Here is a 15377-nt window from a genome sequence, read left to right as displayed (position 1 = left end):
GCTCTCGTTTGATTCCGGTGCTCGCCTGGTTCCGGTGCTCGCCTGGTTCCGGCCCTCACTTGGATCCGGTTCTCGCTTCGCGACAGGTCGAGGCCCCGGCGCGCGGATGTCCCTGCCCGCGTACCTCAGCGCTGGAGTCGACCCCTTGCCTCTGTTCGTCTATGTCCTCAGCCTTGCCGTTTTCGCGCAGGGCACCTCCGAGTTCATGCTGGCCGGGCTCGTGCCCGGCATCGCGCACGACCTGTCCGTGTCGGTGGGAGCCGCCGCGAGCCTGACCTCCGCGTACGCCGTCGGAATGATCGTCGGCGCGCCGGTCATGGCCGCCATGAGCGCCCGATGGCCGCGCCGCCGGGCATTGGCGGGCTTCCTCGCCGCGTTCGTCGTCGTGCACGTGATCGGCGCGGTCACGGCGAGCTTCCCGGTGCTGTTCGGCACCCGCATCGTCGCCGCGATCGTCAACGCCGGTTTCCTCGCGGTCGCGATGTCCGTCGCGACCGCCCTGACAGCCCCGGCGAAGCACGCCAGAGCCACCGCGACCCTGCTGGCCGGAGTGACGCTGTCGTGCGTCGCCGGCGTGCCCGCCGGCGCGATGCTCGGCGACTGGTCCGGCTGGCGATCGGCGTTCTGGGCGGTCGCCGCGCTGTGCCTGCCCGCGCTGGCGCTCGTGTTCCGGTCGGCCCCCACCGCCGCGGCCCGTCATCACGACGTCTCGATCAGGCAGGAGGCGCGAGAGCTGCGGTCGCGACCCGTACGGCTGGCGCTGATCCTCGCGGCTCTGGTCAACGGGGCGACCTTCGCGACGTTCGCCTACCTGGCCGTCATCGCGACGGACGTCACCCACCTGCCTGGCGGTGCGATTCCCGGGCTGCTCGCCGCGTTCGGCACGGGCGCGTTCATCGGGGTCACCACAGCCGGTCGTGTCGGCGACGGACAACTGCGGCGGGGCCTGGTCCTCACCCTGTGCGCCCTGCCGGCCGGTTGGGCGGTGCTGGCCGCGACCAGTGCCCACCCGGTCCCGCTGTTCGTCGTGACGGTCATCCAGGGCGGGCTGTCGTTCGGCATCGGATCGATGCTCGTCAATCGCGTGATGTTCGTCGCGTCCCGCGCCCCCTCCCTGAGCGGGTCGTTCGCCACGGTCGCGCTGAACGCGGGCGCGTTCCTGGGACCGCTGCTCGCCGGGATCACGACCGAGACGACGCACGACTACCGGCACGCCGCGTGGGTCAGCGCCGCCCTGGCCGCGACGGCGGCCGTCGTCCTCGTCGCCTCTCGCACCCGAGCCGCGCACACGGAAGCGAACACCGGCTGATCCAACCGAAGGTTCACCGCCCCGCCGCAAGCCGCGCACCCGGAATCGAACACCGGCCGATCCAAGCGGGTGTTAATGGCCCCACGAGAGTCACATGCCTGGATGTGCCGCCACCAGGTCGGCCTGTGACACGGCCCGCTCGCTCGCGGGCAGCAGCGGCAGCCGCACGTCCGGGGTCGGGATCAGCCCCCGGGCGTGCAGCACGCCCTTGATCACGGTCGGGTTCGGCTCGGCGAACAGCGCCGCCGACACCCTGGCCAGCCGGTGTCCCAGCTCCCGGGCCCGGACCACGTCGCCCGCCTGCCAGGCGTCGACCAGCTCGGCGAACCGGCCGGTGAACAGATGCGCCGAGGCCAGGATCCCGCCGGAGGCGCCCAGCGCGAGCAGCGGCGAGATGAACGCGTCGTCCCCGCCCAGCACCGCCAGCCCCTCGGGCAGGTCGCCCAGCAGGTCGACCGCGTCCTGGTCGATCCCGCCCGTCGCGTACTTCACTCCGGCGATCATCGGATGCCCGCCGAGGTGACGCAGCGTGGCCGCGCTCACCGCCTGCCCGGTCCGATAGGGAATGTGATAGATCACCAGCGGCACCGGCGTCTCCTCCGCCAGCGCCTCGAAGTGCGCGATCACCCCTCGTTCCGACGGCCGCAGGAAGTACGGCACCGTCACCAGCGCGGCGGCGACCCCCTGCGGCAGGGCCTTGAGCGCTTCCGCCGTCGAACGCGTGTCGTTGCCCGTGAGCCCCACGGTCAGCGGCACCCCGCGCTCCCCGCAGATCCGGGCGCACACCTCGATCACCCGGGCCCGCTCGTCCGACGTCAGCGCCGCGACCTCCCCGGTGGTGCCGAGCGCGACCAGCCCGGAGGCGCCCTCGTCGAGCACGTGCCCGGCCAGCTTCTCGATCGCGTCGTACGCGACCTCGCCGGTGGCGTCGAACGGAGTGATCAGGGGTACGTGGATTCCTCTCAGCATGCTCCGAGCCTGACGCGGGAGCACCCGTTAGGTCCAGCGCGGATTTCTTCGGTCGAGCTTAAGCTGGACTGATGCTCGACCCTCGCAAGCTCCACCTGCTCCGCGAACTCGCCCGCCGTGGCACGATCGCCGCGGTCGCCGAGGCCGTGATGTTCACGCCGTCCGCGGTGTCACAGCAGCTCAGCTCCCTGGAGCGGGAGGCGGGGGTGCCGCTGCTGGAGCGTACCGGCCGGACCGTCACGCTGACCCCCGCCGGTCACCTGCTGGTGGAGCACGCCCAGGCCGTGCTCGAACAGCTCGAACGCGCCTCGGCCGCGCTCGCCGCGGTGCGCGGCGACCCGTCGGGGCCGCTGCGGATCGGCGCGTTCCCCACGGCGGCCCGCGTGCTGCTGCCCCCCGCCCTCTCCGCCCTGTCGAGCGCGCATCCGGCCCTGGTGCCGATGGTCTCGGAGATCGACCCGGCCGACGTCTCCGCCGCGCTCCGGGCGGGCGAGCTGGACGTCGCCCTCGTGCACGAATACGACTTCGTCCCCCCGGTGACCGACCCGTCCATGGAGACCGAGCCGCTGTTCAGCGAGCCCATGTATCTCACTGACCGCCCCTCGCTCGCCGCCGCCCGCGACGATCCGTGGATCACCAACAAGCCCGGCACGCTCTGCCACACCATGGCCATCCGGGCCTGCCAGGCGGCCGGCTACGAGCCGCGCGTCCGCCACCACGTCGACGACTTCGACACCGTGCTCGCCTTCGCCGCCGCCGGTCAGGGCGTCGCCCTCGTGCCCCGCCTGGCAGCCCTCTCCCCGCCGCCCGGCGTCACCCTCACCGAGCTGCCCCTGAGCCGCCGGACCTTGGCGGCCTTCCGCCGGGGGTACGGCGACCACCCGGCGGTCAGAGCGGCCATCGCCGCCTTCGAAACCGCGCTCACCCCCTGACCGTCGGCCCGTCACGCTTCCAGCCGCCACAACGCCGCCAGAGGAAGCGCCTTCAACCGTTCGCCGAATGAAAGCGACTGCTCCCCGGCATAGAGGACGAACCCAGCCACAAAACGACTCCCCAGCCGACTCTGCAGATGCCGGAGCCCTCGGAAGTCATCCCCTCGCACCGTCTCCGCCGCCTTGACCTCAACGCCGACCACCTCGCCCGAAGCATGCTCCAGCACGGCGTCCACCTCGATCTGGTCGCGGTCGCGATAGTGGAAAAGCTGGACCGGTTCTTCGGCCCACGTGAGCTGGCGGGCGATCTCGCCGACGGCGAAGTTCTCCAGCAACGGGCCCACGGGCGCGGTCGGATCCGCCAGCCGTTCCGGCGTCATGCCGATCAGCCTGCCACCGATCCCGGAGTCGACGACGAGCAGTTTGGGGGTGGCGATCGCCCTCGTGGTGAGGTTAGAGGCGAAGGCCGGGATCCGCTTGACGAGGAACACCAGCTCCAGCAGGTCCAGGTAGCGCGACAGTGTCGTACGCGGCATCGCGACGTCTCCGGCCAGCGAGTGCACCACGGCCAGGTTTCCCATCCGCGCCGCCATCACGCTGAGCAGCCTGCGCATCTCGGCAGGACGTTCGATGTCGGTCACCTGCCGGACGTCACGGGTGACCAGGTCCGAGATGTACGAGTCGAAGAACCGGGCGCGACGGCGACCCGCATCACGGCGGACGGCCTCCGGATATCCTCCACGCAAGGCTCTGCAGACATAGTCGCGCTTACGCAACGAGCTGGGCTCGATCTCGACCGCGTGCCCCCGGCGGAAGACCGCGTCCACGAAACCGTCCGGCTGCGCGTCGATCTCCCCCTGGGACAGCGGCCACAGCTCGATCGTCTCCGCCCGTCCCGGCAGGGCATCGGGCAGATCGCGCAGGTCGAGAAGCCGCGCAGACCCGGTGAGCAGAAAACGCCCTGGGCGAGGGTCACGATCGACCTCACGCTTGATCGGCAACAACAGCTCGGGAGCCCGTTGCACCTCGTCGAGCAACAGCAGGTCGTCGTGCCGGACGAACCCGACCGGGTCCTCCCGCGCCGCCGCACGCACCGCTGGATCATCCAGATAGAGCTCCTTGGCGCCGGGCATGCCGTCCAGGATCCTCTTGGCGAGGGTGCTCTTGCCGACCTGCCGAGCGCCGTTGACCACCACCACGCGGGTATCCGCCAAAGCTTCGAGGGCCATGGCCTCGGCCTTTCGCGGATACATATTCCGGTCGATCATGTTTCGAACATTACACCAGCTCACAGGTGGTGTGTGGTCAGTCTGCCGGACCACCTGTGGTCAGTCTGCCGGAGATCACGTGGTCAGTCTGCCGCCAACGCGGGAGGTCGTGACCCCCTCGATCAGCAGTGGGGCCGGAGGACCTGCTCGCCGCGTGGCAACCCTGACGCACGCTAGGCGGGCCGTTCGGCTGTGGAGAGGGGGGTGGCGATCTCCTCCAGGCCCTTGCGTTCGGCCCTGACGCCGAGGAAGAGCTCGATCAGCCCGGCCGCGATCATGAGCACGGCGCCGATCGAGAACGCCAGCGCCGTGTCGGCGGGGATGCCGGTCGAGACCAGTTCGGAGAAGATCAGCGGACCGGCGATGCCGCCCGCCGCGGTGCCGATCGCGAAGAAGAACGCGATGGCCATCGCCCGCGTCTCCATCGGGAAGATCTCGCTGACGGTCAGGTAGGCGGAGCTGGCCCCGGCCGAGGCGACGAAGAGCACCGCGCACCAGCACGCGGTCAGCGTGACCGCGGTGAGCATGCCCTGGCTGAACAGCCAGGCCGTGCCGAGCAGCAGCACCCCTGAGCCGATGTAGGTGGCCGAGATCATCGGCACCCGGCCGACCGTGTCGAACAGCGGCCCGAGCAGCAGCGGGCCGAGGAAGTTGCCGACGGCGATGACCGCGAAGTAGTAGCCGGTGTAGGTGTCGATGTTGAAGAACGTCGACAGGATCTGCGCGTAGCCGAAGGTGATCGCGTTGTAGAGGAACGCCTGCCCGATGAAGAGCGACAGGCCGAGGATCGTGCGCTTGGGGTAGAGAGCGACCATCGTGTGCGCGATGCGGATGAAGCCGATCGACTTGCGCTGGTGGATGGTCATCGAGCCACGCGGCTCCGGCAGATCGCCGTCGATCTGCTTCTCGATGCCGCTGACGATCTCCTCGGCCTCCTTGTCCCGGCCGTGGATGAACAGCCAGCGCGGACTCTCCGGTACGTGCCGCCGGACGAGCAGGATGGCCAGGCCCAGCACCACGCCCAGGCCGAAGGCGACACGCCAGCCGATGTTGACCGGCAGGTCGTTCAGCAGCGGGACGGTCAGCAGCGCGCCACCGGCCGCGCCGAGCCAGTAGCTGCCGTTGATCAGGATGTCGATCCGGCCGCGGTGCCGGCTCGGGATCAGCTCGTCGATGGCCGAGTTGATGGCCGCGTACTCGCCGCCGATGCCGAACCCGGTGAGGAACCTGAACAGGAAGAACCACCACACGCTGAACGACAGGGCCGTCATCAGCGTCGCGACCAGATACACGACGAGCGTGATGATGAACAGCTTCTTGCGGCCGAACCTGTCGGTCAGCCAGCCGAAGAACAGCGCCCCCGAGCACGCGCCGGCGACGTAGAGCGCCGCGGCCATGCCCGCGACCTGCGCCTGCGTGATGTCCAGGCCGCTTCCCGGCTTGGCGAGCTGGGCCGACAGGTTGCCGACGATGGTGACTTCGAGCCCGTCGAGGATCCAGACGGTGCCGAGCCCGATGACGATCATCCAGTGCCAGCGTGACCATGGCAGCCGGTCCAGCCGCGCCGGCACCTTCGTGGTGACGGCGCCGGTCTCCACGTCGCTCATGGGAGCAACTCGATACCCGGAGCGCGGCGGGCAAACGTCAGGCGGGCTTGCGAGCCTCCAGCATCCACGTCCTGAACCAGGGGCCGCCGTACCAGTAGCGCCGGCCGAGGTCCCGTCTGCGCACGTCGACCACGCCGAGCGCGCGCAGCGTGTCCTCGTACGCGGGCGTGTGCTGGAAATCGGCGATCAGCATCAGGCCGCCCGGACGCAGCACGCGGTGCGCCTCGCGCACGGCCCGCTCGCGCCCGTCGGCGTCGGGGATGTTGTGGACGGCCAGTGCCGACACCACCACGTCGAACGACTCGTCCTCGAACAGCAGCTCGCGCATGTCGCCGGTGACCAGCTCGACCGAGATGCCCTCGGCCTCGGCGTTGGCCTTGGTGACGCTCTCGTCGTTGCCCGACTGGTCGGTCGATCGCCACAGGTCGACGCCGGTGGCCCGGCCCTCGGGCAGCCGTTCGGCGGCGAGCGTCAGCACCGCGCCGCGCCCGCAGCCGAGGTCGAGCAGCCGCTCGTCGCCCCGCAACCGGTCGAGCTCGGCCGCCCACACGAGGAACTTGCCGCGCCGCGTCGTGTAGAGGTAGCTGGCCGCGCTGGCCGCCGTGTAGAGCGCGCCGAGCAGGAACGCCACCCCGGCGGCCGGAACGTCGAAGGCGAACGAGGCGAGGCTCAGCGCCAGCAACACGACGGCGCCGAAGACCAGACCTGCCAGTGACCAGGGCGCATCGAATCCGTAGCTTCCGCGTCTCACATTCACGTTATATCTCAACCATCGCTTGGCCGGGAATTGGCGCGACACTTCCCTTTCGTCACCCATATCCACCGGAACCCATGCCTAGCCTGACAGTGATCCGCGTGAATTCGGGGAGTTGACCAGGTATGACAGGCAGGGAAAACAATTTCGGCCCCCTCGCCGGCATCGCGCTGACCGTGGGCTCCGCCCTCCTGTGGGGCGTGGCCCACCTGGCCACGGAGCGCCGCCGGACCGGTCTCGCTCTCATGGCGGCGTACGTGCTGGTGCTGGCGGTCACCATCACCGCCGTCACCGGGTTCGGGCCCAGGCTGCTGTCGCTGGCAGTGCAGCCGGTCTGGCTCACCGTCCTCACGATCACGCTGGCCCTCATCGCGTTCGCCTGGTCCGTGGTGATCATCTGGTCGTTCATCCTCGTACGCCCTCCGCGCGGTGACACCGTGGGCCGCGCCCTGACCGCGGTGGTGGCCGCCGCGCTCTGCGCGCTCATCCTGGCCCCGGCCGCCTACGCGGCCCGGCTCGCCTACTTGTCGCGCGAGGTGGTCACCACCTTGTTCGCGGGCAACAGCGCCTCCCCGATCCTGGCCCAGGACCCGTGGAACGGCGCCCAGCGGATCAACTTCCTGCTCATCGGCGCCGACGCCGCCCCGAACCGGCCCGGAGTGCGTACGGACAGCATGACCGTGGCGAGCGTGGACACCGTGACCGGCGCCACCACCCTGTTCGGCCTGCCGCGCAACCTGGAGGAGGTGCGGATGCCCGAGGGCCCCGCCAGGCACCGCTTCCCGTACGGTTTCACCGGCGAAGGCCCGGGCACACCCGGCCTGCTCAACGAGGTCTTCCAGTACGCCGAGGACCACCCGGAGATGGTGCCGGGCGCCCGGAAGGGGCATCGCGGCCCGATCCTGCTCAAGCGCACGATCAGCGACATCCTCGGCATCCCGGTGGACTACTACGCGATGGTCGACATGCACGGCTTCGCGGAGATCATCGACGCGATGGGCGGTGTCAAGGTCACCATCAAGGAGCCGATCGTGTACGGCAAGTACCGCGAGGGACTGCTGGCCGCCGGCACCCGCAGGCTGTCCGGCGAGGAGGCACTCTGGTACGGCCGTTCGCGCACCGACAGCGACGACTACGTGCGGATGGGGCGGCAGAAGTGCCTGCTCAACGCCGTGGCCAAGCAGGCCGACCCGATCACCGTGCTCAACAGCTTCGAGGAGCTGGCCTCGGCCACCAAGCGGGCCATCGCCACCGACCTCCCGCAGGTCCTGCTGCCCCCGCTGATCGAGCTGGCGGCCGAGGTGAAGGACACCCGCATCAGGAGCGTGAGTTTCGTGCCGCCGCTGATCAGCACCGCCGACCCCGACTGGCGCCTGATCAGGAACACGGTCACCGAGGCGCTCGCCAGGCGGGCCGGCCACCAGCCGGGCGCGCAGGCCCGGCAGAACAGGGGCCCCGCCTCCCCGCTCGCCCTCGACGCGACCTGCGCCTAGCCCGGCTCGAACGCCTGACTCGGCTCGAACCCTAGCCCGGCTCGAACCCTAGCTCGGCTCGGCCGCCGGGCCCGGTTCGGCCGCGTAACTCCGCTCAGACCGTCTCGTCCAGGTGGTCGGCGTAGTACTCGACGGCCCGGCGGTAGCCGCCGACCTGCTCGGTGCCCGCCAGCAGCTTGAGCAGCGTGCCGACCGCCTCGCGGGCCTGGCCGGAGTTGTAGAGGGCCATGGCGCGGAACACCCGCAGCGCCGGGTCGTCCGGAAACTCCGTCAGGGCCAGGTCGAAGACCTCCAGCGCCTCGCCGTAGCGCCCGAGCACCCGCAGCGTGCTGCCGAACCCGGTGAGGGCGCCGCGCCGGTCGCCGGCGGCCAGCCCCTCTCCCGCCAGCGCGCGCTGGTAGAACGGCACCGCCTCGGCCTCCAGACCGAGCGCGTCGTGCACCCAGGCCGTCTGGTAAGCCACCTCGGGATCGTCCGGATGCCGCTTGGACAGCTCCAGCAGGAGCTCGCGGGCCGCCTCGTGGTCGCCCTTCTCGCGCAGTCGCACGGCGTGTGCCAATTCCCCGTTCGCCATGTGGCCAGTGTGGCATGATGACCACCGACCACAACGACAACGGTTTTCATAATCATTGGAGCGTGGACGTGAGGGTGGCGTTCGTCGGCAAGGGCGGCAGCGGCAAGACCACGATGTCGGCGCTGTTCACGAGATACGTGACGAGCCTGGGCGCGCCGGTGGTCGCCATCGACGCCGACATCAACCAGCACCTCGCCATGGTGCTCGGCGTCGACCAGCCACCCGAGCCGCTGGGCGCGCACCTGACCGAGATCAAGGACCGCCTGCGCGGCGACAACCCGCGCATCCCCTCGGCCGACGCCATGGTCAAGACCACCCCACCGGGCCGCGGCTCGCGGCTGCTCTCCTTCGACGATCTGGCGGGCGGCGACTACGCGGTCACCACGTCCGAGGGCGCCCGGCTCATGGCCACCGGCCCGTTCGCCGAGGAGGATTTGGGGGTGGCCTGCTACCACTCCAAGGTCGGCGCGGTGGAGCTGCTGCTCAACCACCTCGTCGACGGCCCCGGCGAGTACGTCGTGGTCGACATGACCGCCGGCGCCGACTCCTTCGCCTCCGGCCTGTTCACCCGCTTCGACCTGACCTTCCTGGTCGCCGAACCCACCCGGCAGGGCGTGAGCGTCTACCGGCAGTATCACGACTACGCCGCCGACTTCGACGTGCCGCTCGCGGTGGTCGGCAACAAGGTGCACGGCCCGTCCGACGTCGACTTCCTGCGCTCCCAGGTGGGCGACGACCTGCTGACCTGGATGGAGCACTCCGCCGGGGTCCGGGCCATGGAGCAGGGCCGGGCGTTCGCACTCGACGACCTCGAGCCCGCCAACACCGACGCGCTGGCCACGCTGCTCAAGCAGGTGGACGCGCAGGAGAAGGACTGGGTCAGGTTCGGCCACCAGACCGAGGAGTTCCACCTGCGCAACGCCCGCGCGTGGGCCAACGCCAGGGCCGGGTTCGACCTCGCCGACCAGATCGACTCCGAGTTCGTCTACGGCCCCTGACCACCCGGCTGACCACACGACTGTCGCCCTCCAGCCATCTGGAGCGTTACGCCGACCCCACATAGCGTCAGGTTGATCCCCTTTTGAGAGGAGACAGCATGTCGCTGACCGTTCCGAACGATCTGCTCGACCAGGCGAGAGCCGGCGAGATCGACGACGCGGCGTTCGTCGCCTGCGTCCGCGACTCCCTGCCCTACGCGTGGTCGGTGATCAGCGAGCTGGTCCAGCAACGCGATCAGTCCGGCGCCGAGTTCGCCGACAACCACGTCCCGCCACCGTCGGAGGAGGCGCGCGGCCAGCTCCTGCGCTGCCTGGCCAGCGACGCGATGCGCGGCGCCCTCGAGAACCACTTCGGGGTACGGCTGGCCTTCCAGAACTGCCATCGGGTCGCGGTGTTCGACCCGGCGGCGACCAAGGCCCTGCGCGAGTTCGTCACCCCGAGGGCCCAGATCCTCAACCAGGAGCCGGAGCTGGTCGACTGCTGATCAAGGGTGCGGGTGGTGAGCCGGGTCCCGCCCGGTTCACCGCCGTTCGCGCGGCACCTCGGCGCCATCCGGTTCACCGCCGTTCGCGCAGCACCTCGGGCAGCACTTCGGCGCCCAGCCGGCGGATGTTCGCCAGGGTGCGCCGGTGGTCACCGAGCCCTTCGACCATCAGGACGAGGTGTTCCACCCCGGTCGCCTCGGCGGTGCGCAGGATCGTCTCCACGCACCGATCCGCCGACCCGACCGGGTGAACACGGGTCAGGAAGTCCACATATTCACCGACATCGCGGGGTGCCCTGGCCCGGCCGTCCACCGTCACGTAGCCCGCCAGTCCGGGCTCCAGCCAGCGCGGCATCGCCTCCTTCAGCTCCCGCACGGCCTCCCTGGTGGAATCGGCCACGTGCCCGACCACCGCCGCCACGTGCCCGGTCTCGCGCTCTCCCCTGCGGGCCTCGTACGCTGCCACGGCGGCGGCCTTCTCCCGGTCGTCGACGTGCATCCCCAGCAGCATCGGCAGTCCGCGGTCCGCGGCCAGCTCCAGGGTCGACGCCGACGTGCACGCCACGACCGGCCGCAGCCGGGCCGAGGGCACCATCGGCACCTCGCGAAACCGGAAGAACTCCCCGTCCGCCGACACCCGGCCCCCCGCCAGGGCCCGCACCAGCACGTCCAGCGACTCTCCGAAGCCCCGCTCGAACCGGTCGAGACCGGTGCCGAACACCTCCAGATCCACCCACGGCCCGCCCCGGCCCACGCCCAGCGTGAACCTGCCGCCCGACAGGTGGTGCAGCATGGCCGCCTGCTCGGCCAGCGCCATCGGGTGCCACGTGGACAGCACGCTCACCGCCGTACCCAGGCCGATGCGCGTCGTCCGGCCGATCGCCACGGCGGCCAGCGTGGTCGCCGACGGGCAGACGCCGTAGCTCATGAAGTGGTGCTCGGCGATCCACGCGTCGTGGAACCCGGCCTCCTCGGCCGCCACGACCAGCTCGACGGAGTCGGCCAGCACCCGCTCGGGCCGCTGCCCGGGAAACTGCGCCACGACGAGGAAGATCCCGATGCGCATGGCTAGCCGAACAGGCTGCCCTGGCCCTCGCTCACCGCCGGATCGCGGTGGCGCTTGAGGTGCCGCCAGCGCGGCAGGTCGTCGAGGTAGGACCAGGACATCCGGTGGTGCTCGGTGGGCCCGAGCCGGGCCAGGGCCTCCTGATGCGCGGGCGACGGGTAGCCGGCGTTGTCCGCGAAGCCGTGGTCAGGGCCGCCGATCGTCGCCATGTAGGCGTCGCGGCGCACCTTGGCCAGCACCGACGCGGCGGCCACCGAGATGCTCGCGGCGTCTCCCCTGACCTCCAGGCGGACCGGCCATGGGGCGCCGATGTAGTCGTGGCCGCCGTCGAGGATCACCGCGTCGGGCCGGACGGGCAGCGCGTCGAGCGCCCGGCGGGCGGCCCGGCGCAGGGCCTCGGTCATGCCCAGCGTGTCGATCTCCGCGTGCGTGGACTCGCCGTAGCCGATGCCGGCGGCCCACGACTCGATCTCGACGGCGAGTGCCTCGCGTCTGGCGGCCGTCAACTGCTTGGAGTCGGTCAGGCCGGCCGGCGGAACCGACAGGTCGGTGACGACCGCGCAGACCGTCACCGGGCCCGCCCAGGCGCCGCGGCCCACCTCGTCGATGCCCGCCACCGTACGGGCGCTGGAGCGGGACAGCAGGAGGTGCTCGATGTCGTAGGACGGCGCCATAGCCGCAGACGCTACCGGTCCGCGAGACGTACCGGATCCAGATCGGCGGCGATGAGGCGGGCCGCCACGTGGATGGCCCGCAGGGTCACCGACACCGAGGGGCGGTGCACGCTGGAGGCGCGGGCGACGGCGTGCACCTCGCGGCCCACCGGGTCGCCCGGGAACTGGCGGACGGCCAGCCCGCGCACCCCGGCCCCGAGGGCCAGCGCGGGCACGGCGGCGATGCCGATGCCCTTGGCCACCAGCGACAGGATCGTGCCCAGCCCCTCGAACTCCCAGGGCGTCGGCTTGGTGCCGCCCACGTCCACGAACAGCCGATCGACCGCCAGCCGGGACGGCTCCCCGTCGGGCGTGGCCATCCACGGCTCGTCGCGCAGCTCCCGCAGGTCGAGCGGCACCTCTGGGTCGGCCAGCCGGTGCTTGCGCGGCACCACCAGCACGAGCGGGTCGTGCAGCAGCGGGAACACCCGCACGCTCTCGTTGCCGCGGCCGGCCCTGCCGTACCAGTCGTCCACGAGCGCGATGTCGACCTCACCCGACTGCACCTCGCGCAGGCCGCGCCCGGACCTGCTCTGGCGCATCCGCAACGTCAGCTGGGTGTGGCGGCGCAGGGAGCGGGCGAGCGCGGGCGCGAACGCCACGGCGGCCGTCGCGAAGGCGGTCAGCACCACGCGGCCGCTGGGAGTGCCCGCGTGCGCCGAGAGGTCCGACTCGGCCTCCTCGACCATGGACAGGATGCGCTCGGCGTGCACCACGAGGCGGCGGCCCGCGTCGGTGAGCTCGGCGCTGCGCGCGGTCCGGTCGATGAGCGCGGTGCCGGTCTCACGTTCGAGGGCCACGAGTTGCTGGGACACAGCGGAGGGGCTGTAGCCGAGCGACTCGGCCGTGGCGGCGATGCTGCCACGACGTGCGAACTCGCAGATCAACGCCAACCGTCGCAATTCGAGCATCGGACTTCCTTATGCCTACCCACAACAAGGGTCGCTTGTGCTGATGCCTTCATCAAACCACCCTGGGAACGTGACAAAAATGACGGTGACGCTGTCCGCCACGCTGGCGGCGAACGAGGAGATCGACCGACGCCGGCGCGCCGGGGAGCAGGTCCTGCATCTGGCCTTCGGTGAGGCAGGACTGCCCGTCCACCCGGCGCTGCGCGAAAGGCTGGTCGCCGCCTCCGGCCGCAACGGCTACGGGCCGGTCGCGGGCGCCACCGGCCTCCGCGCGGCGGCCGCGGGCTACTGGACCCGGCGAGGGCTTCCCACCGACCCCGAACTCGTGGTCTGCGGGCCCGGCAGCAAGTCCCTCCTGTACGGCCTGCTCCTGGCGATCGGCGGCGACATCGTGCTGCCGATGCCCAGCTGGGTCAGCTACGCCGCGCAGGCCGACCTCATCGGCGCCCACCCGATCTTGATCCCCGCGCCTCCGGGTGAGGGCGGCGTGCCCGACCCCGACCTGGTGACCTCGTCGGTGCTCCACGCGCGCGCCCAGGGCCGGACCGTCAGTTCGCTGCTCGTGACGCTGCCCGACAACCCGACCGGACGGCTCGCGACCCCCGAGACCGTCCGCCGGCTGGTCCAGGTCGCCCGCGACCTCGACCTGGTCATCATCTCGGACGAGATCTACCGCGACCTGCTGCACGACCCCGACCTGCCCTACGCGTCACCGGCCGAGTTCGCGCCCGAGCGCACGGTCATCACCACCGGCCTGAGCAAGAGCCTGGCCCTGGGCGGCTGGCGCATCGGCGTGGCCCGGCTGCCCGACGGCGCGTACGAGCTGCGCGGCAAGCTGCTCGCGGTGGCCAGCGAGATCTGGTCGGCCCCGGCCGCTCCGGTGCAGGAAGCCGCCGCCTACGCCTTCACCGACCCGCCCGAGCTGCTCGGCCGCATCGCGCAGAGCCGCCGGCTGCACGGCGCGGTGGCGCGGGCGGTGCACGAGAGGTTCGCCGAGATCGGCGCCTCGGCACCGGCGCCGCAGGGCGGCTTCTACCTCTACCCCGACCTGGGCCACCTGCGCCTGGGCGGCTCGGCCGACGTCGCCCGGACACTGCTCGACGAGCACGGCATCGGCGTACTGCCCGGGCAGGCGTTCGGCGACGACCCGGCCGCGGCGCGGGTGCGGGTCGCGGTCAGCCTCCTCTACGGCGAGACGAAGGCCCAGCGCCTGGCCGCCCTGCACAGCTCCGACCCACTCCGGTTGCCCTGGATCGCGGCCAGCCTCGACCACCTTTCGACCGGTCTGAAGGGGCTGTCCGCAGTCCGCCGCACGGCCCCCCGTGAACGGCGTCCGGCGCTCGTCCCGACCGCCTGTCACGGCTAGCCGAAATCTTTCCCGACGGGGTGCTCCCGGGCGTCGAAATCAGCCGCCTGACCTGGGCGAACACCTACCTCGTCGAACGACGCGAAAGTTGTCCGGCGGCGCCTGGTCACGCCATGCCCGGGCAGCCCTCATCATGTGCTCATGCCCGCTCTTGTCACCTTGTCCGGGCGCCTCGTGCGCCTGGAACCTCTCAGCCACGCGGCGGTCGACGAGCTCGTCGCCGCGGCGAGTGAAGACCGCTCCGCGTATGCCTTCACTCGGGTCCCGGATGGCCGGGACGAGATGGTCTCCTACGTGGAGGCCGCCCTGGCTGAGCAGGCGGAGGGCCGCACGATGCCCTTCGCCATCCGGTGGCTGAACACCGACCGCGTGGTCGGTGCCACCCGTCTCATGCACCTGGAGTACTGGCAGGGTCCCCTGCCCTGGCCTCCTGGCACGCGGGGCGCGGTGGGCGAGGTCCCGTCCGTGGCCGACATCGGTTACACCTGGCTGGGCGCGTCCGCCCAGGGCACGGGTGTCAACCGGGAGAGCAAGTTCCTGCTGCTCTCGCACGCCTTCGAGACGTGGAACGTCCACCGCATCACCCTGAAGGCAGATGTCCGCAACAGCCGATCCCGGGCCGCCATCGACGCCCTCGGCGCACACTTCGACGGGGTGCGACGAGCGGATAGCCGGGGCGCCGACGACACGGTCCGAGATACGGCGTACTACTCGATTCTTCACTCCGAATGGCCCGCGGTCCGAGAACGGCTGACGCTCCGGCTCGGCCTGGTCCCGGCCGCGTAGGAAAACCGGCGGCATAGGAAAACGTCCACCCAAGGCCCCGCCCGCAAACCCAGGGCGGGGCCTGTTGTTTCTCCGAGCCCGATATGAAAGAGGCATGACCGCCCCCGTGTACTGGGGCCATGCCTTTACTGACCTCAGCATGCGAC

15 protein-coding genes are annotated in these 15377 nt (G+C 71.0%); 7 read left to right on the top strand and 8 right to left on the bottom strand.

All coding sequences use genetic code 11. The annotated features are described in order from the left end of the window. The first annotated feature begins 145 nt into the window (after positions 1-145). Positions 146-1309, top strand: a complete 1164-nt coding sequence (locus AB0I38_RS18655) for a Cmx/CmrA family chloramphenicol efflux MFS transporter (protein WP_358468935.1) — start codon at positions 146-148, stop codon at positions 1307-1309. 90 nt (positions 1310-1399) lie between these two features. Here AB0I38_RS18655 and dapA read toward each other — a convergent pair whose 3' ends face one another. Further along, positions 1400-2278, bottom strand: a complete 879-nt coding sequence (gene dapA / locus AB0I38_RS18650) for a 4-hydroxy-tetrahydrodipicolinate synthase (RefSeq protein WP_358468932.1) — start codon at positions 2276-2278, stop codon at positions 1400-1402. A gap of 71 nt (positions 2279-2349) precedes the next feature. On the opposite strand from dapA, the gene AB0I38_RS18645 reads away from it, so the two are divergent. Further along, positions 2350-3210, top strand: coding sequence for a LysR family transcriptional regulator (locus AB0I38_RS18645; RefSeq protein ID WP_358468929.1), 861 nt, complete (start codon positions 2350-2352; stop codon positions 3208-3210). A gap of 11 nt (positions 3211-3221) precedes the next feature. On the opposite strand, the gene AB0I38_RS18640 is transcribed toward AB0I38_RS18645, so the two are convergent. The 3 genes from AB0I38_RS18640 to AB0I38_RS18630 all read right to left on the bottom strand — a co-directional run bounded on the left by AB0I38_RS18640 (position 3222) and on the right by AB0I38_RS18630 (position 6836). Next, positions 3222-4478, bottom strand: a complete 1257-nt coding sequence (locus AB0I38_RS18640) for an ATP-binding protein (protein WP_358468926.1) — start codon at positions 4476-4478, stop codon at positions 3222-3224. A gap of 173 nt (positions 4479-4651) precedes the next feature. Then, on the bottom strand, positions 4652-6085 hold the full coding sequence (locus AB0I38_RS18635; RefSeq protein ID WP_358468923.1) for an MFS transporter: 1434 nt from the start codon (positions 6083-6085) through the stop codon (positions 4652-4654). 37 nt (positions 6086-6122) lie between these two features. Continuing rightward, complete coding sequence (locus tag AB0I38_RS18630; protein WP_358468920.1) at positions 6123-6836, bottom strand: class I SAM-dependent methyltransferase; 714 nt, start codon at positions 6834-6836, stop codon at positions 6123-6125. A gap of 128 nt (positions 6837-6964) precedes the next feature. On the opposite strand from AB0I38_RS18630, the gene AB0I38_RS18625 reads away from it, so the two are divergent. Further along, on the top strand, positions 6965-8332 hold the full coding sequence (locus AB0I38_RS18625; RefSeq protein WP_358468917.1) for an LCP family protein: 1368 nt from the start codon (positions 6965-6967) through the stop codon (positions 8330-8332). A gap of 94 nt (positions 8333-8426) precedes the next feature. On the opposite strand, the gene AB0I38_RS18620 is transcribed toward AB0I38_RS18625, so the two are convergent. Then, positions 8427-8906, bottom strand: a complete 480-nt coding sequence (locus tag AB0I38_RS18620) for a tetratricopeptide repeat protein (protein ID WP_358468914.1) — start codon at positions 8904-8906, stop codon at positions 8427-8429. 68 nt (positions 8907-8974) lie between these two features. Here AB0I38_RS18620 and AB0I38_RS18615 point away from each other — a divergent pair, with 68 nt between their 5' ends. Further along, a complete protein-coding gene (locus AB0I38_RS18615; RefSeq protein ID WP_358469203.1) occupies positions 8975-9904 on the top strand; it encodes an ATP-binding protein in 930 nt (309 codons plus the stop codon). A 98-nt stretch (positions 9905-10002) separates the two neighbouring features. After that, positions 10003-10389, top strand: coding sequence for an SCO5389 family protein (locus AB0I38_RS18610; RefSeq protein WP_358468911.1), 387 nt, complete (start codon positions 10003-10005; stop codon positions 10387-10389). Between the two features lie 73 nt (positions 10390-10462). Here the strand turns inward: AB0I38_RS18610 and AB0I38_RS18605 are convergent, their stop codons facing one another. Genes AB0I38_RS18605 through AB0I38_RS18595 form a run of 3 tightly spaced genes read right to left on the bottom strand, consistent with a single transcriptional unit; the run spans position 10463 to position 13079 of the window. Then, positions 10463-11455: an LLM class flavin-dependent oxidoreductase gene (locus AB0I38_RS18605; protein WP_358468909.1), complete on the bottom strand. Its 993-nt coding sequence runs from the start codon at positions 11453-11455 to the stop codon at positions 10463-10465. Positions 11456-11457: 2 nt separating this feature from the next. Then, positions 11458-12129 (bottom strand): ribonuclease HII, encoded by a 672-nt coding sequence (locus AB0I38_RS18600; protein ID WP_358468906.1) that lies wholly within the window; start codon positions 12127-12129, stop codon positions 11458-11460. 11 nt (positions 12130-12140) lie between these two features. After that, positions 12141-13079 (bottom strand): LysR family transcriptional regulator, encoded by a 939-nt coding sequence (locus AB0I38_RS18595; RefSeq protein ID WP_358468903.1) that lies wholly within the window; start codon positions 13077-13079, stop codon positions 12141-12143. A gap of 79 nt (positions 13080-13158) precedes the next feature. On the opposite strand from AB0I38_RS18595, the gene AB0I38_RS18590 reads away from it, so the two are divergent. Together AB0I38_RS18590 and AB0I38_RS18585 are read left to right on the top strand one after the other, a co-directional pair. Further along, positions 13159-14445 (top strand): pyridoxal phosphate-dependent aminotransferase, encoded by a 1287-nt coding sequence (locus AB0I38_RS18590; RefSeq protein WP_358469200.1) that lies wholly within the window; start codon positions 13159-13161, stop codon positions 14443-14445. Between the two features lie 141 nt (positions 14446-14586). After that, positions 14587-15231 carry a GNAT family N-acetyltransferase gene (locus tag AB0I38_RS18585; RefSeq protein ID WP_358468900.1) on the top strand — a complete coding sequence of 215 codons (645 nt, stop codon included), beginning with the start codon at positions 14587-14589 and terminating at the stop codon, positions 15229-15231. Positions 15232-15377: the final 146 nt, after the last annotated feature.

This window comes from Nonomuraea cavernae (assembly GCF_040655715.1).
Lineage (GTDB): Bacteria > Actinomycetota > Actinomycetes > Streptosporangiales > Streptosporangiaceae > Nonomuraea > Nonomuraea cavernae_A.
Note: the sequence above shows the minus strand (reverse complement) of the source record. Positions and strands in the feature narration are given on the sequence as shown.